The sequence below is a fragment of the Pseudomonas sp. KD5 genome, assembly GCF_012932895.1.
Classification (GTDB): domain Bacteria; phylum Pseudomonadota; class Gammaproteobacteria; order Pseudomonadales; family Pseudomonadaceae; genus Aquipseudomonas.
Genome location: NZ_JDWJ01000002.1, coordinates 25,616 through 45,332 on the forward strand (window position 1 = coordinate 25,616; position 19,717 = coordinate 45,332).

Consider the following 19,717-nt stretch of genomic DNA (forward strand, 5'->3'; position numbering starts at 1 on the left):
TAAAACTTTGTTTGAATTTAAAGTTGGTGAGTGTGTTTAAGTTCGTTGTTGAAACAGGTTGAATAAGGGCTTAAAGATGGAGGCGTGCTCGCTCAATATCAGTCAGTGGAATACGAACCGGCTGCTCTCTATTTAGAAAGTGAAGCAGGATCATAACTCGCTCGTCACCTAACATGCTCAGGAAAATACCTTCGAGTGTCGACAGCGGCCCTCGGGTTATTTGCAGTTTTTCGCCGGGTTTGAACGAGTGAGGTGCAAGAATTTCCGGTGGTTTATAGCACCGCTCTTGCAAGTGCTCGATGACATCGTCAGGGACCATTGCCGGACCGTGATTAAAATCGACGATTCGGCTGACGCCACGGGTAGAGCGCAAAGGCGCCCAATTGTCGTCACGGCCTAGCTGAATGAAAAGGTACCCCGGGAAGAGAGGCTCAAGGGACTGATGGGGGCTACCATGTATCCAGCGTTGGCTAACGATTTGCGGGCAAAATATGACATAGTTTTGCCGCAATAAATTGATTTTTGCCCGTTCGTCCTGACGTGGCTTGCACTGCAAAAGATACCAGTTAGAGGCTTGGGTAGTCGTCAGCATACTGGCAAGCTCCGTAACGTTGGTTTAAGCATGCCTGTTGCGTATCAGCAATGCCGTTATCCTTCCAGTGAACGCAATGAGGTTGTGGAAGTCGCGAAAGTGTTAAGCTTTTAAAACGGTGTATCAATGATGAAGCATGTAACGCACAAGAAACGGTAAGGGGGTTGCACAGGGCTTTAAAGTGGAATGTGTAAACCTTACTTAACGCTGTGCATGATATCGCCTTCGGGCACGAAATGACGCCGGTACTTTGCGATGGCCAAAGCTACCGCACGGTCCGAATCTTCGGCCCTATAAGAATAAGTGCTTTCGTTCGTAAGCCTTACTTACAATGCAGTCGACAATGGATATTCATCCACTAGATCGTCGCCTTTGTCAGGTGTCGACCCTGTTAGGTATTGATCACTCAAGGTGACCTGTCAAATGTCACTAGTCAAAAATATAACCTTCTGTCCAATAAGTTATTAAGGTTGTCCAGCTAATTGTTTTAGAAATGTTTTATGGCAATTGGCATGATCCTGCGGCCGACGGCTTCGCAGCCAACGTGATGACCTGCGCAAGGCGCCGGGTGGCGGAATCAATGTCTTCGGCACTGAAACCACCCAAGCCCAGAATCAATCCCGAACGGCCATTGCCACCGGCATACATCGGCGACACGGCACGTACCGATACCTGAGCTTCGGAAGCTTTGGCGGCGACCCACCGATCGTCGATACCTTCCGCCAGCCAAAGCACCAGATGCATGCCCTGATCGCTCGGTTCCAGCCATGCAAGTTCGCGAGGAATCAGCCTGGCAACCGCCTCGATGATTTGCCTGTGGATGTCTGCGTATACGCCGCGAATTCGCCGGATGTGCCGATCCAGATGTCCTTCTGCGATGAATGCTGCGAGCACGTGCTGATCGGCGTTGGCGGGATGCCGATCCATCAGGACCCGCGCACCGCAGAAGGCTTGCACCAGGTAAGGCGGAACGATTGCGTAGCCGAGTCGCAACGAGGGGAACAGTATTTTGCTGAACGTCCCCAGGTAGATAACCCGGTCGGGGTCCAGCCCCTGCAAGGATGGAAAAGGGTGGCCGGCGTAACGCAGTTCACTATCGTAATCGTCCTCGACGATCCAGGCATCGGACGCCCTGGCCCATGCCAGCAAGGCATCGCGCCTGGCCATGCTCATTGGCATGCCGAGTGGATATTGATGTGACGAGGTCACGAAGGCTGCCCGTGCCTGGGGGCATTGCGCTATGCCGTTTTCAACATTCAGCCCCTCGGCATCAACCGGGACGCGGATCATTTGATTTGTATGGCCTGCGCTTTCCAGAATTCCGGTGATACCCCGGTAGGCCGGATCCTCCACCCACGCGAAATCCCCCACGTCGAGCAGCACCTGACAGGCGAGATACAGGCCCTGTTGCGTGCCGGAAGTAATGATCACCTGGCTCGCCTCACAGCGCACAGAGCGTGACTTGCGTACGTAATCCGCTACCGCTTCCCGTAACTCAAGCGCGCCTTGTGGATCGCCGTATCCCGAGGGCGCTCCAGCCCCTCGCGCCCTGATGCGATTGCCAAGGCGACGCCAGATATCGTCAGGCGCCGCTTTGCCAATCGGCACCGAGACCGAGAACGGAATCTGCGCAGCCGCTCTAAATTGCTGGGCCACCTGAGCGAACCGTTCGATTCGGGAAGAGGGCGTCCACGACCTGGTTTCAGTTGGCCTACCTTGTTCCTGCCGGGTGGCTGGCGACGCATCTGCCAAAGAACGGGCCACCCGCGTGCCTGCTCTGCCTTGGGATTCCAGGAAGCCCTCGGCGATCAACTGCTCAAAGGCTTCGATGACGGTGCCTCGGGCAATCATCAGCGATTTGCCGAGAATGCGCGTCGATGGCAGCAGCTCACCAGGCTTGAGGTCGCCCCTGCGGATCGCGGACCTAAGCGCTTGAGCAAGTTGTCGTCCCAATTGACCGGCGGTTCGATCCAGCGTGCCCAGCGATGGAATTTCAACAACGTTGGCTTTACGTGCCATCAATTCTGGCCTAGTGATTCTGTTGGATATTGGCTCTATACCATGGGCCAGTTCATCAACACAATTCACATGAAGGCCACCTCACCCCTGAACGATTGAAGGAGTTGATATGTACGTACCTGCCCATTTTGATGAGCCTCGCGCCGAAGCCCTTCATGAACTGATCGTGCAGCACCCGCTGGGCATTCTGTTTACCAACGGTGAAAGCGGACTGGATGCCAACCACATTCCTTTCGAGTTGAAGGCTGCGCAGGGGCAGTTCGGTGTTCTCCAGGCGCACGTCGCGCGCGCCAACCCAGTCTGGCAAGACGTGAAAGACGGGGACGAAGTGCTGGTGGTTTTTCGCGGTGCCGAGGCTTACATCTCGCCCACCTGGTATCCGAGCAAGCACGAGACCCATAAACAGGTTCCGACCTGGAACTACAAGGTGGTGCACGCCCATGGGAGGATCACCATTCGCGATGATGAGCGCTATGTCCGTGGGTTGGTGGCGCTCCTGACCCGAACCCATGAGTCATCCCAGCCCGAGCCATGGAAAATGACGGACGCCCCGAAGGACTACATTGCCTCGATGCTTAAGGCGATCGTAGGGATAGAGATCGAGATCACCCGCCTGGTTGGTAAGTTCAAGCTGGGTCAGAACAAGGAAGCGAGAGACATCCGTGGTGCCGCTCAGGCACTCAAGGACAGCGGAAAAATCGTATTGGGAGAGGCAATGCTCGCGGGTGTCGATGCCGAATCCTGAGGCGTCTCGTGCACCGGCTGGTCTGCGGCGCTCGCACTCATAGCGACGCCCTGACCACCAATGGACAATCAACCGGCTGGGCTCCCTCTACCTCAAGGGCTTCGATCAGATGCCGGGCAGCCCGGCGACCGATCTCATAGTACGGCAGTTGCACCGTGGTCAGCGGCGGGATGAACAGTTCGGCGATACCGATCATGTTGTCGTAGCCGAGCACGGCGACATCGCCGGGAATTTTCAGGCCTCGGCTCAGCAACAGCTGATAGGCACAAAACGCGATGCGGTCGTTGCCACAGATCAGAATGTCGAATTGCGGACGACCCTCAACAATGTGCCGGTCGAGGATGGCGGCGGTTTCACCGTAGGCGTCATGCTCGGAAAGGTCGTATTGCAGAAGCGCGTCAGGCGCCAGCCCGAATGCCTGACAGGCGCGCAGCAGGCCTTCTTGCCGCAGCCCCCAGGCCAGGCTCTGTTTTGGCAGATTGATGCACAGTGGGCGCCGATAGCCTTGGCTCAACGCGTGATGCACGGCGCGATACTGCCCCGTTTCGTCGTCCGGTACGTAACTGACCAGGCGACTGTCATCGGCCAGACAATTGGCGAGTACCAGCGGTTTGCTCTTCAAGCGCTCGGGAATGCTGACGTGGCGAAAGCCCATGGCGCTGAAGATCAGCCCGTCGGGGCGGTGCGACAACATCAGGTCGATGTTCTGGTCGGTGGGTGGGTTGCTCAACAGGTTAAGGATGAAGACATTCCAGCCGGCCTGCTGCGCGGTCTGTTCGATGGACAGCAGCAGCTCCACCGCGAACGGTGTGGTCGCGGTGTCCAGCGCGAACACACCGATGGTGCGCGACTGGAGGTTGTCGCCGCGCATCTTGCGCGCCGACAGGCTCGGTACGAATTGCAGTTCATCAATGGCGCGACGCACCCGCTGAAGGGTTTCGGGGCTCAGTTTTTCCGGGTTGTTGAGCGCTCGAGAAACCGTCATCAGGGACACGCCGGCCAGTTGTGCAACGTCTTTCACTGAAGTCATGCGAGGCGAGGCCGGTCAGGTTGACGCAGAATCATGACACAGGGCCCGGGTTTCTCGCGACTCGAATGACGCCGCTCACAGCCATCCCGAGGCCAGGGGCCATGCCCTGGGAATGCAGACACGTCCGCCACTGCCGCTTGCCAGAAGCTTCACGCCCAGACTGTCGGGCCGCGGATAGAGGCGACTACTGAGGCTGAAACGCCCGTTTTCGTCGAACACCTCGATGGACGAGCGATCGAGAAACACGCGCAGTTCCAGTCGCTCTTGTGTCGGGTCTATCGACACGCTGCGCTGGCCGCTGACTTGCGCACCCGAGCGGCTGCGGTCCAGCACCAGGCGCTGCAGCGCCGCATCGTAGTAGAGCAAGGTTTCTTCATCATCATCGTCACTGCAGCGCAAGGCGATTCCCAAGTGCCCGTCGGTGCAACCGAGCAGATCCAGATGCACATGGATTTCCAGCAGGTCGCCATTCACTTCCGGTACCCGCCGGGCCCCCGAACCATCCCACCAGGACGTACCCGGCAATGGCGCCTCGCGCAGCGCGGTGAGCTCCCGTGCCGGATACACGCAAAGGCGATCGTCATGCAGCTCAAGTTCGCGCGGCAAACCGAGCATGCCGCACCAGTGATGGGCCTGGCTCGGCATTGGGCTTTCCCACATGTCGAGCCACGCCCACACCAGGCGCCGACCATCGGCGGCCACCAGCGTTTGCGCGGCATAGAAATCGTGGCCGTTATCCAGCTCGATAAAAGGCCCGCCGGTGAAGTGCCATTGGCTGTCGAGTTGGCCCACTCGATAACCGGTCTGGTACTTGTTGAGCCGTTCGTAACCGTGGGGTTGCATGCCCTGAGGGGAGTACAGCAGCACGTCGCGCCCGTTCAGGCGAAACAGATCCGGGCACTCCCACATATAGCCATCGCCCTCGCTGCCGCTGGCTACATAATCGAGGAACTCCCAGGTGTGCAGATCCGTGGAACGGTACAGTGGCAGCAGCGGCTTATCGCCCAGCCGTGCGCCGGCAATCAGGAACCAATAGTCATCTTCCCGCCAGACCTTGGGGTCACGAAAGTGCATGATCGAGTCTTGTGGCGCGGTCTCGATGACAGCGCCATGCTTGACGAAGCGAATGCCGTCGACACTGGTGGCCAGGCACTGGACTTGACGAATCGAGCTTTCATCACCCACATCCTTCAGCCAGGTGTGCCCGGTGTAGATCAGCGCCAGGGTGTCTCCACACACCACCGCGCTACCGGAAAAACAACCGTCGCGGTCGAATTCATCGCCGGGCGCCAGGGCAATCGGCAGATGCTGCCAATGGACCAGGTCGGCACTCTTGGCATGCCCCCAATACATCGGGCCCCACTTCGCGTCAAAGGGGTGGTGTTGATAGAAAACGTGATACTCGCCACGGAAGTACACCACCCCGTTAGGGTCGTTCATCCAGCCTGTCGGGGGGGCAAGGTGATAACCGGGGCGGTAATCGTGGATGACCCGAGACAGGCCGTCACTCAGCGCTCGCTGCGCAAGGTCAAGGGAGTCAGGCATTGGATCGCTCATGGTATTCAAAGACAAAGTCATAGGGCGCCTGCTCGTGCCGGGCGCAGAGGGACGGTTTCAATGGCATGTGGATGACGCTTCAAGGCCGTGCCGTCAGCGTCGAACAGGTGCAGGTTGTCGATGTCCAGCAGCAGCTCGACCCGGTCGCCCGCCTGCCATCCGGCGTGGACCTCACAACGACAGATCAGTGGCTCGTCCTGACCTGTCTCGAGGTGCACATAAGTTTCACTGCCCAGGTATTCGACCGCGGTCACCACGATGCCGGCGGCTCCTTCCGCTGCCTTGAGCGACACGTGTTCCGGGCGAATGCCCAGGCTCAGCGGAGCGTCCGTCGCCAGGTTCGAGCTGTCGAAGGGCAGGGACGTCATCCCCAACACGGGGCTGTCGATCAGGCTGGTTTCGCCCGACGCCTGCAAGCGCGCCGGCAGAAAGTTCATTCTGGGTGAACCGAGAAAGCCGGCGACAAAGCGACTGGCCGGGCGCTCATAGAGTTCGCGCGGTGAGCCGACCTGTTCGACGCGACCGCCATTGAGCACGACAATTTTGTCGGCCAGGGTCATCGCTTCAACCTGATCGTGGGTGACGTAGATCATGGTCGAGCCCAGCCGGGCATGCAGCCGGGCGATTTCGTTGCGCATCTGCACCCGCAAGGACGCATCCAGGTTGGAGAGCGGCTCATCGAACAGCAAAATGTCCGGTTCCCGTGCCATGGCTCTGCCCATGGCTACACGCTGACGCTGCCCGCCAGACAATTCCTTTGGCTTGCGTTGCAGCAGCTTGTCCAATTGCAGGATTTGCGCGGTTTTCAGCACGCGCTCGCGCAGGCTGGTCTTTTCGGTCTTGGCCAATTTGAGACCAAAACTGATGTTGTCGTAGACGCTCATGTGCGGGTAGAGCGCATAAGACTGAAACACCATGCCGACGCCACGCTCGCGCGGCTCCAGGTCGTTGACCCGACGCCCGTCGATCAGCAGGTCGCCGGCGCAGATCGAATCCAGTCCGGCGATAAGGCGCAGCAGGGTCGACTTTCCGCAGCCCGAAGGGCCGACGAACACCACGAACTCACCCGCCGCGATCTCCAGATTGACGTCGCGCAGAATCCGCGCACCGCCCAATTGTTTGTTCACGTTATCCAGTTTCAACTTGATCACGATGCTGTTCCTTGTAGTTGTCGGGCATCAACCCTTTAACGCGCCGGTAGTGAGGCCGGAAACGATTCGGCGCTGGAAGATCAGCACCAGAATCACCAGTGGGACGGTGACCAGCACCGATGCCGCCATCAACAACCCCCAAGGCAACTCATGGGGGCTGCCGCCGGAAATCAGGGCGATGGCCACTGGCACCGTGCGTTGGGTGTCGGTGAGGGTGAAGGTCAGGGCAAACAGGAACTCGTTCCACGCCGCGATGAAAGCCAGCAAGCCAGTGGTGACCAGGGCGGGCCAGAGCAGCGGCAACAGCACCCGGGTCAGCGTGACCCAGGGCGAGGCGCCATCCATGATTGCCGCTTCTTCCAGTTCATGGGGCAGTTGACCCATGAACGTGGTCAGCACCCAAACGGTGAAGGGCAGGGTGAAAATCGTGTAGCTGAGAATCAACGCCCAGGACGTGTTGTACAGGCCCAAGGCACGGATCACCTCGAACAGCCCCGACAGCACCGCGACCTGGGGAAACATCGACACCCCAAGGACCATCATCAACACCGTGCCACGCCCACGGAACTTCACCCGGCCCAAGGCATAAGCGGCGGTCAGGCTGAGAAACAGCGCGAGTGTCACCACGCTAAGCGCAACCACCAGCGAATTACCGATAGCCCGCAGGAATGAGGCTTGGTTGAGCACCGCCGCGTAATTGGAGAAGTCGGGTTTTTTGATCCAGTAACTCACCTCGAACAAGGCGCTGGACGGCTTCAGCGACGTGACGATGGCGTAGTAGAAAGGGAACACCGCATACAGCAGCAACACCCCGATCAGGCACCAGAAACCGAAGCGCAACAGCGCTTTTTTCAGTAGGCGAGGGCTCATGACCGGACCTCCAGTTGGCGGCGTCCGAGGTAGAGATAAAGCATGGCGATCACTGCAACCACCAGAAACAGCAGGGTCGAGGCGGCGCTGCCGTAACCGACGTCCTGGAACTCCACCAGGTGTTGGCGGGCATAGACCGACATGCTCATGGTGCTCGACGAGTTCGAGGTCAGCACATAAATCACGTCGAACACCCGCAGGGAGTCGAGGATGCGGAAGATCGCCGCCACCAGCAATGCGGGCATCAGCAGTGGCAGCGTGACCCGCCAGAACACCTTCAGTGGATGAATACCATCGACCCTGGCGGCTTCGTAGCAGTCACTCGGCAACATCTGCAAGGCGGCGAGCATCAGCAGGGTGACAAACGGCACGGTCTTCCAGACGTCGACGATAATCACCGCCCACATCGACAGATCCGCATCTGCAGTCCAGGCCAGAGGCGCGGTAATCAGGCCGAGGCTGAGCATCAGGTGATTGATGATGCCGAACTGGTCATTGAGCATCCACGACCAGATCTTCGCCGAGACAATGGTCGGAATCGCCCACGGAATCAGAATCAACGCTCGCACCAGGGAACGGCCGGTGAACTTGATGTTCAGCAGCAACGCCACCAGCAGCCCCAGCACGACTTCCAGCCCCACCGACACCACGGTGAAATGCAGGGTGTTGCGCACCGCGTTCCACCATTGCGGATCTACCAGGATGCCCGACCAGCTGGAACCGTTGTGGAACAGATAATTGCTCAGGCCAACGAAGGTGCCGCCAGCGGTGTCCGCCAGGTTGGCGTCGGTCAGGCTGAACCAGAATGTCCGCAGCAACGGCCAGGCCGCCACCAGGGCCAGACACAGCAACATCGGCGTCAGAAATAGCCAGGCAGCGCGCACTCGGCGACGCTGTACCGGCGTTTCCCTGGTGAGCAGGAGCTCGTCACAGGGAGCATGGGCAATAGAGACAGACATGGTGATTTTCTTCCTTGTGGCTTACCAGTTCCGGTGTTTGATGCGCGTGAGTTCGCCTTCCAGTTCGGTCAGCGCCTGATCGACCGGCAACTCGCCGGCCAGCACGCCATGCACTTGATCGAAGAACGCATTGGAAACCCGTGGATAACGAGCGGCGGTGATTGAAGCGGGGCGCATGACCCCATCATTGAGAATGCTGTGCAGCTGACTGTAATAAGGCATGGCCGCGAGTAGCTCGGGATCCTGGTAGAGCGACTCGATCACCGGGTTATAGGCGCCAATCAGCGCACGATGTTTTTGCTGTTGGGCACTGCTCAGGTAGCTCACCAGTTCGGCGGCAAGCTTCGGGTTGGCGCTGTAACGCGATACCGCCAAACCCCAACCGCCGAGGGTGGAGGCATGGGTGCCGGTGCTGCCGCCGCGGGGTAGGGGAGCGACCCCGACCTTGTCTTTTACCGCACTGTCCTGGCTTTGCACCAGGGCCCAGACATAAGGCCAATTACGCATGAACAGCGCATTGCCCGACTGGAATACGCCGCGTCCTTCTTCCTCGGTGTAATTGAGCACGCCACGCGGGGAGATGTCGCCTACCCAGCTTTTTGCCAGGGTCAACGCCGTTCTTGAGGCCTGGCTGTTGACCACGATGTCGCCTCGTGGATTGACCAGCCCTCCGTCCGGTTGGCTGCTGATCCATTCCAGCGCATTACATGTCAGGCCTTCGTAGGCACGCCCTTGAAAGATGTACCCCCAGGCGTTGGCGTTGCCGGCATTGCGCTCGGCCTGTTGTACATCCTTGGCGGTAGCGGTCATTTCCTCCCAAGTCTGGGGGACTTGCTTGTTGTATTTCTCGAGCAAGTCCTTGCGGTAATACAGCAGGCCCGAGTCGGTGAACCACGGCATCGTCACCAGCCGTCCGTTCACCGTGGCGTTGTCCACCTGTGCCTGGAAGTAGCCTTGGGTTGCATCGGCGGGCAGCACCTCGCGCAGATCCAGCAGATGTTTGGCCAGCATCCCCGGCCACACCATGTCGATCTGAATGATGTCGATGTCGCTGGACTGCGCACTGAGGATCTGTTGATAGAACGACAACCGCTCGGTTGCCGAGTTAGGCGTGGACACCACCTCGACGTGATTGCCGGTCTGTTGAGACCACGCCTCGACGGCCTCTTTGCACAGTTGTAATTCCGCGCCCACCGCACCGCAGGAAATCGTCAGATTGGCTGCGCTGGAGAGGGATGGAAGCCCGGCGCAAAGGGCAAGCAGTGCTGCTGGAAAGAGTGATTTGAGCTGTTTCATAAAGCCCTCTTTATTTTTGTTTTTAGAAAAGTTAACGTTAACATCGCCAAATGTAGCAGCGTATTTGCGATGAGGCATCCTTTTTTTCGTGGATTTTGACAATTAACAATTCACAAAAAAAAGGCCGGTCGCAGGACAAAAAATAAAAACAAAACAGGAAATCCCCCATGCAGAAAGCATCAAGCTGGCTACTCGCAGGCGTACTCGGCACCTCGGCGGCCACTGCTCAGGCCGCGACTCTGGAAGAACGCATGGCCGCGTTTGAAGCCCGCGCCAGCGCTGCGGAAAAACGTGCAGCCGCCGCCGAACAACAAACCCAGGCGCTCGCCAGGGAATTGCAGCAGCTCAAACAGTCCACTCCCGCCTTGCAGCCTGTTGCGTCCACTGCGACCGCCACTGCGGCGCCCACTTTGGATACGCGGTTGGCAAAACTCGAAGCCCGTCAGCAAAGCCTGGAGAAGGAGGGCAGTACCGGACACCTCACCGACGGGTTCAGCTTCAAGGGCTACGCCCGCTCCGGATTGCTGATCAACGATGGCCTGGGGGGCGGGCGGGGCGGTCCTTATACAACGCCTGCCGGTTCAGTCGGTGGTGCAGTCGGGCGACTGGGTAATGAAGACGATACTTACATGCGTATAGACCTGTCGAAAGAAGCCTATGCGCAGAACGGCACCCATTCCAAATTCACGGTTTCCATCGCCGATGGAGTGGAAAGCTCCAATGACTGGACGGCCGCCGAAAGTAACCTGAATGTGCGCCAGGTATTTACGGAACTCGATCATCTCGCCGCATTCAAGGGCAATTCGACGTTCGAGAACGCCACCCTGTGGGCAGGCAAGCGATTCGACAGGGACAACTTCGATATCCATTGGCTGGACTCGGACGTCGTCTTTCTGGCCGGCACCGGGGGTGGTATCTACGACGTGCAGATGAACAAGAACTGGCGCTCGAATTACTCGTTGATCGGGCGTAACTACGGGGATTTCAGTGAGGGCGGTGTCAATGCCGATGTGGAAAGCTACATCCTCACCTCCAACCAGTTCTTCGATAATGGTCAGTGGCAGTGGATGTTCAATGGCATTGGCTCAAAGAAAAACGACTTTAGCACTCGCACCAATGAAGCGGGCCTGAAGCCTGCGGACTCCGGCTTGCACAGCATGATCGCGAATCATCAGAAAAACTTTTTCGGCAGGGAAGGCTTCTTCAAGACGGCGCTGCTCTACGGGCAAGGGTTGGGGGCCGAGGTCAAGAACATTGGCTCGGACGGCGAACTGATCGACGACGCCCGTGCGCTGCGCCTGGCGCTGTACGGCGAGACACCGATTGCACCCCACTGGCGCATCGGTCCAAGTCTGCTGGCCGAACAAAGCAAGGATCGCTACGTCAAGGGTGACGACTACCGCTGGATGACCCTGAACATGCGGTTGGCCAATGAAATCAACAGCAATTTCGAGATGGCCTACGAAATGAGCTGGCAAACCATGAACCTCGACCCCAAGGGTTACCTGCAACGTAATGCGGTGGACGGCAACTTCTGGAAATTCACCATCGCCCCGACCTTCAAACCCGACGTTGGAGACCTGCTCACACGCCCCGAGTTGCGAGTGTTCGCCAGCTTCATGAACTGGTCTTCGGACCTGGACCGATACAGCTCCACAGACAACTTTGGCAAGACCGACTTCAACGCTGGGGGTGTGTGGCAATACGGGATACAGATGGAGACCTGGTTTTAATAGCCGGGGCTTGCTCCCACATTTATTCGATGCCGTTCACCAATACTGTGATCGATGCAAGTCCATTGTGCTGTCCGGTGGCCAACGCTCATTGAGCGGGGCCGCCGGATGAAATTGTGGTCAGCCCCTGCCAGGCATGTCGATGCCATGTTGATGCACCCGTCGATACAGCGTTGCCCGGGAGATGCCCAAAGCCTTGGCCGCGGGGGTGGGTTTCCAGCGATGACGCACGAGGGCATCGATGAGTGCCTCGCGTTCCGGACTGGCGCAGCGTTCCATGGTGTCAGCTGAAGCCGGATCGTTGAGTCGACGGCCGGGCAGATGCTCAGGCAAGTCACTTAATAGAATCAAGTCGGTCTCGCACACGGCGCAGGCGTAACGCAATACGTGCCGCAGTTCGCGCACATTTCCCGGCCAGCGATAGCCGAGCAGGCATTCCAGTGCGGCGCTTCCCAGTTGCATCGCCATCGCGCAGGCCGACGATTCTTCTTCGAGTATCCGGTTGATCAATGCCAGTCGATCACTGCGTTCGCGCAACGGCGGCAATTGGAATCGCGCACCACTGAGGCGGAAGTACAAGTCCTCGCGAAACTCGCCGCTGGTCACCAGGGCTTCCAGATCGCGGTGGCTCGCGCAGACCACCTGAATGTCTATCGCCTTGCTTCTTGACGCTCCCAGGGGCGCCACTTCGCCCTCGGCTAAAACCCGCAGTAGCCGGGTTTGCAGGGGCAGGGGCATATCGCCGATTTCATCGAGAAACAGGGTGCCGCCATCGGCCTGTTCCAGCAGACCTTGCATGCCTTTATTCGAAGCCCCGGTGAAGGCGCCGGCTGCATAACCAAACAGCTCGCTTTCGATCAGGTTTTCGGGAATCGCTGCACAGTTCACCGCAATAAAAGGTCGATCACGGCGCAGACTGGCCTGGTGCAGCTGGCGGGCGAAGACTTCTTTGCCGGAACCGGTTTCACCGTGAATCAGCACCGGCAGATTACGGTCTTTGACCCGAACCGCAAGGCGCAAACTTTCTTCCAGTCGCGGGTCGAGTTCGGCGGGTGACAATACCCGACGAGCCGGGCTGCGTTTCACTTGCCGTGGCGCGCTGAGTCGCCCATGCAAGACATGGCGGCCACCCCGGCAGTGAAACAGGCAGAGTGATTCGTCTTTGGCGCGATGCAATAACTGCTGATCGAACACTTGGCCGATGTGGTCCGGCAGGTGACCAAAACTTTGCGACAGCCACTGCCGCGCCGCGGGGTTGAGTGCCTGCAGTTGGCCGTCGTCGTCCCAGGCGAGCAGGTAATCGGGCTGGCTGTCGACGTAGCCTGGGCTGTTGTGGGCCCGCAGCACCCAGTAACCCTGGGCACTGTTCATGAAAAACGCCTGTTCTATTTCCCGTGCGCTCTGCACCACCATCTGCCGGATCAGATGCTGCGAACGACGGTCGTCCGGCGAACGCACCGCAGACACATCGAGCACCCCGAGCAGTTCCCCCCGAGGGTCGAAGACCGGAGCGGCGGAGCAGGTGAGTCCGATAAAAGCCGCGCGGAAGTGATCCCGCTTGTGCACCGTAACCGGTGTTCGTGCGGTCAGCACCGCAGCCACCCCGCAGGTGCCTTCCTCACCTTCTGACCAGCAGGTGCCCAGGTACAGGCCTGCTTTGCGGCAATCATTACGGATGGAGGTTTCCACGCGATAGTCGATGGTCTGGCCCTGGGCGTCGGTGAGCAACACGCAGTAGTCGGCATCGCGCACACGACCATGGAGTCGGGCGACTTCTTCGCTGGCGATGCGCAGGAACAGTTCGGAGCGTTCTCGACACTCTTGCAGCACGTTCTGGGACAGGATCCGCGGCCCTTGTAATGAGCCAGGGTCCAAGTGGTGTTGCTCCATGGAGCGGCGCCAGGAATCCAGGATCAAGTCCGGCACCGGCAGTTGCGGCAGGTGTGCTGCGTTCTTCAAAACACGGCTGACGCAATCCACATGCGCCTTCGAGTGTGCGGAAAGCATTAGGGCCTCCGGTTCGATCTTCTTTTAGTTGTGCGGGCTATTAAGCGCCGTTCACGGACGGTCGACAAGCATCGGTTCACCCCACTGCGAAGCTGAGACGCGACGTCTCAAGGTCTGACCTCTAACCCGTGCAGGCTGACATGGGACGTCTCAATCGAGCGGGATCCCATCACTTGGAAATGTAGTCAAAATCGCTCTGGAACGGGCTTTTCGGCGATCTTTTGCGATTCTGGCACCGGCCTTGCTCTAACCCCGGCAACCAGCACGACTGGCAACCCGATAATAACAAGAGGTGCCCTATGTCCTCCTGCCGAGGCTTTTACTCTGCCGTACCCGTGGTGGCGACATGAGTCGCTTGCCCCTGACCGTCGGCATCATTGCCAATCCGGCGTCCGGCCGGGACGTAAGGCGCCTGACGGCGAATGCCGGGTTGTTTTCCAGCACCGACAAGGTCTCGGTGATCCAACGGCTGCTGGCGGCTTTTGGCGCCACCGGTGTCGAGCGCGTACTGATGCCCACCGACATGACCGGCATCGCGGCGGCGGTGAAGAAGAACAGTCATGGCCGCCAGGCGCGTGACAGCCACTGGCCAACCCTGGAGTTCCTGGAACTTACCTTGCGCCAGAGCGTGGCGGACACTCGCCAGGCCGCGCGCTGGATGGCTGAACGCGGCGTGTCGCTGATCGCCGTGCTCGGCGGTGACGGCACCCACAAAGCGGTGGCTGCCGAAGTCGGCGACATTCCATTGCTGACCCTGTCGACGGGGACCAACAATGCCTTTCCAGAACTGCGTGAAGCCACCAGCGCCGGGCTGGCCGGCGGGCTATTCGCCAGCGGGCGGATCGCCCCTGAAATCGCTTTGCGCCGCAATAAACGCCTGCTGGTGCGGATTCCGAGCCGCGACCTGTGCGAAGTGGCGCTGGTGGACGTGGCGGTGTCCTCACTGCCCTTCATCGGTGCCCGTGCAATCAGCCGTGGGATCGATCTGGCGGAGGTGTTTGTAACCTTCGCGGAAGCTCAGTCCATTGGCATCTCGGCCCTCTGCGGCTTGTGGTTTCCGGTCTCGCGCCAAGCCCCCAACGGTGCCTGGATGCGCCTTGATCCGCAATCGTCCGAAGCCTTGCTGGTGCCCCTGGCGCCTGGCCTGTTGCAAGGCTGCGGCGTGCTCGCGGCCGCCAGCCTTGAACCCGGTGTTGCCCATCGTCTGTGCCTGAGCAGCGGCACCCTGGCCCTGGATGGCGAACGGGAAATCGAATTCAACGCCGATGACTTGCCCACCGTGACCCTCGACTCCGGCGGTCCGCTGAGCATCGATGTCAATGCGGCGCTGGCCTATGCCGCGCAAGAGCGGCTGCTGGCCATCGGTCGTGAACACCCGCAACACCCGTTGAACCTTGCACTTTGAAACTTGAGCCTCAAGACACCCTGGAGAATAAAAATGTCGACACAGCTGACTGCTGATCAATTGCTGCATGCCTATCGGGTGATGCGCACCATCCGCGTCTTTGAAGAGCGCCTGCACGTGGAGTTCGCCACCGGCGAGATTCCCGGTTTCGTCCATCTTTATGCCGGTGAAGAGGCCTCGGCCGCCGGTGTCATGGCTCACCTGAGGGATGACGACTGCATCGCCTCCAACCACCGTGGCCACGGTCATTGCATCGCCAAGGGCGTTGATGTGCACGGCATGATGGCCGAAATCTACGGTAAGAAAACCGGAGTCTGTCAGGGCAAGGGCGGCTCCATGCACATCGCAGATTTCGAGAAGGGCATGCTCGGCGCCAATGGCATCGTCGGTGCCGGTGCACCGCTGGTGGTAGGAGCGGCCTTGGCCGCCAGACTCAAGGGGACTGACGGCGTCGCCGTAGCGTTTTTCGGCGACGGCGGTTCCAACGAAGGGGCCGTGTTCGAAGCGATGAACATGGCCTCGGTGTGGAACCTGCCGTGCCTGTTCATTGCCGAGAACAACGGTTACGCCGAGGCCACGGCGTCCAACTGGTCAGTGGCCTGCGATCACATCGCCGACCGCGCAGCCGGTTTCGGCATGCCTGGGGTCACCGTCGACGGCTTCGATTTTTTCGCCGTTCACGAAGCCGCCGGTGCCGCGGTGGCGCGCGCCCGAGCCGGTGAAGGACCGTCGCTGATCGAAGTCAAGTTGACCCGCTACTACGGTCACTTCGAGGGCGACGCCCAGACCTATCGGGCACCGGACGAGGTCAAGTATTTCCGCGAACACAACGACTGCTTGATGCAGTTTCGCGAGCGCACCACCCGGACCGGATTGATCGATGCCAGCCAGTTGGACCAGATCGATGGCGAAGTGGACCTGCTGATCGAAAATGCCGTGCGCAAGGCCAAGTCCGACCCCAAGCCAAGCGCCGCCGACCTGCTCACCGACGTCTACGTTTCCTATCCCTGAACGCCCCTATAACAAGAATCGAGACCTTTATCATGGCGAGAAAAATCAGTTATCAGCAGGCAATCAACGAAGCCCTGGCTCAGGAAATGCGCCGCGACCCCAGCGTGTTCATCATGGGGGAAGACGTCGCCGGCGGTGCCGGTGCTCCTGGTGAAAATGACGCCTGGGGCGGGGTATTGGGCGTGACCAAGGGCCTCTACCACCAATTCCCCGGCCGCGTGCTGGACACGCCGCTGTCGGAGTTGGGTTATGTCGGTGCCGCGGTAGGCGCAGCAACCTGCGGCGTGCGCCCGGTGTGCGAGTTGATGTTCGTCGACTTCGCCGGTTGCTGCCTGGACCAGATCCTCAATCAGGCGGCCAAGTTTCGCTACATGTTCGGGGGCAAGGCTTCCACCCCGTTGGTGATTCGCACCATGGTCGGCGCGGGCCTGCGGGCCGCCGCCCAACACTCGCAAATGCTCACGTCGCTGTGGACCCACATCCCCGGCCTGAAAGTTGTCTGCCCGTCATCCCCTTATGACGCCAAGGGCCTGTTGATCCAGGCCATCCGCGACAACGATCCGGTCATCTTCTGCGAACACAAACTGCTCTACAGCATGCAGGGCGAGGTGCCGGAAGAGCTCTATACCATCCCGTTCGGCGAGGCCAACTTCCTGCGCGACGGCAAGGACGTGACTCTGGTTTCCTATGGGCGCACGGTCAATACGGCGATGGATGCAGCCCGTAGCCTGGCAGGGCGAGGCATTGACTGCGAGGTCATCGACCTGCGCACCACCAGCCCGCTGGACGAAGACAGCATTCTGGAAAGCGTGGAAAAGACCGGGCGCCTGGTGGTGATCGACGAGGCCAACCCGCGCTGTTCCATGGCCACCGACATCTCGGCCCTGGTGGCGCAAAAAGCGTTCGCCTCGCTCAAGGCGCCCATCGAGATGGTCACCGCGCCGCACACGCCGGTGCCGTTCTCCGACTCTCTGGAAGACCTCTATATCCCCGACGCGGCGAAGATCGAAAACGCCGTGCTCAAGCTGATCGAGTGGAGCAAGCGTTCATGAGCCAGATCCATACCCTGACCATGCCCAAGTGGGGCTTGTCCATGACCGAAGGCCGGGTCGATGTCTGGCTCAAGGAGGAGGGCCAGGCGATCGCCAAGGGCGATGAAGTGCTCGACGTAGAAACCGACAAAATTTCCAGCAGTGTCGAAGCGCCGTTTTCCGGTGTGCTGCGCCGTCAGATCGCGCGCCAGGATGAAACCCTCGCGGTCGGTGCATTGCTCGGCATCGTGGTCGACGGCGAAGCCAGCGAGGCCGAGATCGATGCGGTGATCGAGCAGTTCCAGGCCGCGTTCGTGCCAGGTGACGGTGCCGAGGAAGACAGTGGGCCGAAGCCGCAGAAGGTCGAACTGGACGGGCGACTGATCCGTTACTTCGAGCGCGGCGAAGGCGGGGTGCCGTTGGTGCTGGTGCACGGGTTTGGCGGTGACCTGAATAACTGGATGTTCAATCATGAAGCATTGGCCGCCGGGCGCCGGGTGATAGCTCTGGATCTGCCGGGCCATGGCGAGTCGGGCAAACAGTTGGAACACGGAGATCTGGATGAGTTGAGCGGGGTGCTGTTGGCTCTGCTCGATCATCTGGATGTTCCCGTGGCGCATCTGGTGGGGCATTCCATGGGCGGGGCGGTGTCGCTGAACACGGCGCGCCTGGCTCCCCAGCGGGTGCGTTCCCTGAGCTTGATCGGCAGCGCCGGCCTGGGTGCGGAAATCAACGGCGATTACCTGCAAGGTTTTGTCGAGGCAGCCAGCCGCAATGCCCTCAAACCACAATTGGTGCAACTGTTCTCCGACCCCGAACTGGTCAATCGGCAGATGCTTGAAGACATGCTCAAGTACAAGCGCCTGGAAGGGGTGGATGCGGCCCTGCGCCTGCTGGTTGCGGGGCTGTTCAAAGAAGGGCGGCAACAACTCGATCTGCGCGGCGTGGTGCAAGAAAACCGGCAACCGGTGTTGCTGATCTGGGGCAGTGACGACGCGATCATTCCTGCGACCCACAGCGCTGGCCTGGCTGCTCAGGTCGAAATCCTGCCGGGTCAGGCGCACATGGTGCAGATGGAAGCGGCCGAGCAGGTCAATCGGCTGATTCTGGACTTTGTCCAACAACACTGATGCCTCCCTTGGCGGCCGGCCATTTGCCGGGCGCCAAGGCCAACGATTTCAAGGAGATTCCAACATGAGCCTTCCAATTGATCCGACCCGCAGCATGCGTGCCGCTGTCTGGCATGGTCGTCACGATATCCGCGTCGAAGATGTGCCGTTGCCCGTCTCGCCACCGGCGGGCTGGGTGCAGATTCGCGTGCAGTGGTGCGGTATTTGCGGCTCCGACTTGCATGAATACGTGGCCGGGCCAGTGTTCATTCCGGTGGATGCGCCGCACCCGCTGACCGGCATCAAGGGACAGTGCATTCTCGGTCATGAGTTCTGTGGCGAGATCGTCGAAATCGGCGCCGGGGTCCAGGGGTTCAGTGTGGGCGAACCGGTGGCCGCCGATGCCTGTCAGCACTGTGGCACTTGTTATTACTGCACCCATGGGCTGTACAACATTTGCGAGAACCTGGCGTTCACCGGGCTGATGAACAATGGCGCGTTCGCCGAGTTGGTCAACGTACCGGCCAACCTGCTTTACAAGTTGCCGGCCAACTTTCCCGCCGAAGCCGGGGCGTTGATCGAACCGCTGGCAGTGGGCATGCACGCGGTGAAAAAGGCCGGGAGTTTGCTGGGGAAAAATGTGGTGGTGGTTGGCGCGGGAACCATCGGCCTGTGCACCATCATGTGCGCCAAGGCGGCTGGCGCGGCCCAGGTCATTGCTCTGGAAATGTCGGGGGCGCGCAAGGCCAAGGCCCTGGAGGTGGGGGCGAGCCAGGTGCTGGACCCTAATGAGTGTGACGCGTTGGCCGAGGTACGGCGGCTGACCGGCGGGCTGGGGGCAGATGTCAGTTTCGAATGCATCGGCAACAAACACACGGCCAAGCTCGCCATTGACCTGGTCCGCAAGGCCGGCACGTGTGTATTGGTGGGCATCTTCGAGGAACCCAGCGAGTTCAATTTCTTCGAGCTGGTCGCCACCGAAAAACAGGTGCTGGGTGCACTCGCCTATAACGGGGAGTTCGCAGACGTGATCGCCTTTATCGCCGACGGTCGGCTGGACATCACGCCGCTGATAACCGGGCGTATTCAGCTGGAACAGATCGTCGGGCAGGGCTTTGAGCAATTGGTTAACAACAAGGAGCACAACGTGAAAATCATCGTGTCACCCGCTCGAATCCGAGACGCCTCAGAAAGCGATTGAC

16 protein-coding genes are annotated in these 19,717 nt (G+C 59.7%); 7 read left to right on the forward strand and 9 right to left on the reverse strand.

Annotated elements, in window-relative coordinates; all coding sequences use genetic code 11:
• Positions 1-70 precede the first annotated feature (70 nt).
• A complete protein-coding gene (gene rfaH, locus AF70_RS03850; protein WP_028940766.1) occupies positions 71-592 on the reverse strand; it encodes a transcription/translation regulatory transformer protein RfaH in 522 nt (173 codons plus the stop codon).
• Positions 593-1,090: 498 nt separating this feature from the next.
• On the reverse strand, positions 1,091-2,611 hold the full coding sequence (locus AF70_RS03855; protein ID WP_028940765.1) for a PLP-dependent aminotransferase family protein: 1,521 nt from the start codon (positions 2,609-2,611) through the stop codon (positions 1,091-1,093).
• 109 nt (positions 2,612-2,720) lie between these two features.
• Between AF70_RS03855 and AF70_RS03860 the strand changes: the two genes are divergently transcribed.
• Entirely contained in the window at positions 2,721-3,356 is a 636-nt protein-coding gene (locus tag AF70_RS03860; RefSeq protein WP_028940764.1) for an FMN-binding negative transcriptional regulator, read from the forward strand.
• Between the two features lie 37 nt (positions 3,357-3,393).
• Here AF70_RS03860 and AF70_RS03865 read toward each other — a convergent pair whose 3' ends face one another.
• The 6 genes from AF70_RS03865 to AF70_RS03890 all read right to left on the reverse strand — a co-directional run bounded on the left by AF70_RS03865 (position 3,394) and on the right by AF70_RS03890 (position 10,219).
• Complete coding sequence (locus AF70_RS03865) at positions 3,394-4,386, reverse strand: LacI family DNA-binding transcriptional regulator (protein WP_028940763.1); 993 nt, start codon at positions 4,384-4,386, stop codon at positions 3,394-3,396.
• Positions 4,387-4,461: 75 nt separating this feature from the next.
• Positions 4,462-5,964, reverse strand: a complete 1,503-nt coding sequence (locus AF70_RS03870) for a sucrose-6-phosphate hydrolase (RefSeq protein ID WP_028940762.1) — start codon at positions 5,962-5,964, stop codon at positions 4,462-4,464.
• On the reverse strand, positions 5,961-7,094 hold the full coding sequence (locus AF70_RS03875; protein ID WP_028940761.1) for an ABC transporter ATP-binding protein: 1,134 nt from the start codon (positions 7,092-7,094) through the stop codon (positions 5,961-5,963). Before AF70_RS03875 ends, AF70_RS03870 begins: the two co-directional genes overlap by 4 nt.
• Positions 7,095-7,121: 27 nt before the next feature.
• The gene (locus tag AF70_RS03880) at positions 7,122-7,964 is read right to left on the reverse strand and encodes a carbohydrate ABC transporter permease (protein ID WP_018928908.1); all 843 of its coding nucleotides are present in this window, start codon (positions 7,962-7,964) and stop codon (positions 7,122-7,124) included.
• On the reverse strand, positions 7,961-8,923 hold the full coding sequence (locus AF70_RS03885) for a carbohydrate ABC transporter permease (RefSeq protein ID WP_028940760.1): 963 nt from the start codon (positions 8,921-8,923) through the stop codon (positions 7,961-7,963). Before AF70_RS03885 ends, AF70_RS03880 begins: the two co-directional genes overlap by 4 nt.
• 21 nt (positions 8,924-8,944) lie before the next feature.
• On the reverse strand, positions 8,945-10,219 hold the full coding sequence (locus tag AF70_RS03890) for an ABC transporter substrate-binding protein (RefSeq protein WP_028940759.1): 1,275 nt from the start codon (positions 10,217-10,219) through the stop codon (positions 8,945-8,947).
• Between the two features lie 167 nt (positions 10,220-10,386).
• Here AF70_RS03890 and AF70_RS03895 point away from each other — a divergent pair, with 167 nt between their 5' ends.
• The gene (locus AF70_RS03895) at positions 10,387-11,952 is read left to right on the forward strand and encodes a carbohydrate porin (RefSeq protein WP_028940758.1); all 1,566 of its coding nucleotides are present in this window, start codon (positions 10,387-10,389) and stop codon (positions 11,950-11,952) included.
• 120 nt (positions 11,953-12,072) lie between these two features.
• Here the strand turns inward: AF70_RS03895 and AF70_RS03900 are convergent, their stop codons facing one another.
• Positions 12,073-13,959: a sigma-54-dependent Fis family transcriptional regulator gene (locus AF70_RS03900; RefSeq protein WP_028940757.1), complete on the reverse strand. Its 1,887-nt coding sequence runs from the start codon at positions 13,957-13,959 to the stop codon at positions 12,073-12,075.
• A gap of 346 nt (positions 13,960-14,305) precedes the next feature.
• On the opposite strand from AF70_RS03900, the gene AF70_RS03905 reads away from it, so the two are divergent.
• The 5 genes from AF70_RS03905 to AF70_RS03925 all read left to right on the forward strand — a co-directional run bounded on the left by AF70_RS03905 (position 14,306) and on the right by AF70_RS03925 (position 19,716).
• Positions 14,306-15,364 carry an ATP-NAD kinase family protein gene (locus tag AF70_RS03905; protein ID WP_028940756.1) on the forward strand — a complete coding sequence of 353 codons (1,059 nt, stop codon included), beginning with the start codon at positions 14,306-14,308 and terminating at the stop codon, positions 15,362-15,364.
• Between the two features lie 33 nt (positions 15,365-15,397).
• Entirely contained in the window at positions 15,398-16,375 is a 978-nt protein-coding gene (locus tag AF70_RS03910; protein WP_018928914.1) for a thiamine pyrophosphate-dependent dehydrogenase E1 component subunit alpha, read from the forward strand.
• A gap of 32 nt (positions 16,376-16,407) precedes the next feature.
• Positions 16,408-17,427, forward strand: a complete 1,020-nt coding sequence (locus tag AF70_RS03915; protein WP_018928915.1) for an alpha-ketoacid dehydrogenase subunit beta — start codon at positions 16,408-16,410, stop codon at positions 17,425-17,427.
• Positions 17,424-18,536, forward strand: coding sequence for an acetoin dehydrogenase dihydrolipoyllysine-residue acetyltransferase subunit (locus AF70_RS03920; protein WP_028940755.1), 1,113 nt, complete (start codon positions 17,424-17,426; stop codon positions 18,534-18,536). The genes AF70_RS03915 and AF70_RS03920 overlap by 4 nt, the downstream gene beginning before the upstream one ends.
• 94 nt (positions 18,537-18,630) lie before the next feature.
• Positions 18,631-19,716: a 2,3-butanediol dehydrogenase gene (locus AF70_RS03925; RefSeq protein WP_231508981.1), complete on the forward strand. Its 1,086-nt coding sequence runs from the start codon at positions 18,631-18,633 to the stop codon at positions 19,714-19,716.
• Position 19,717 lies beyond the last annotated feature (1 nt).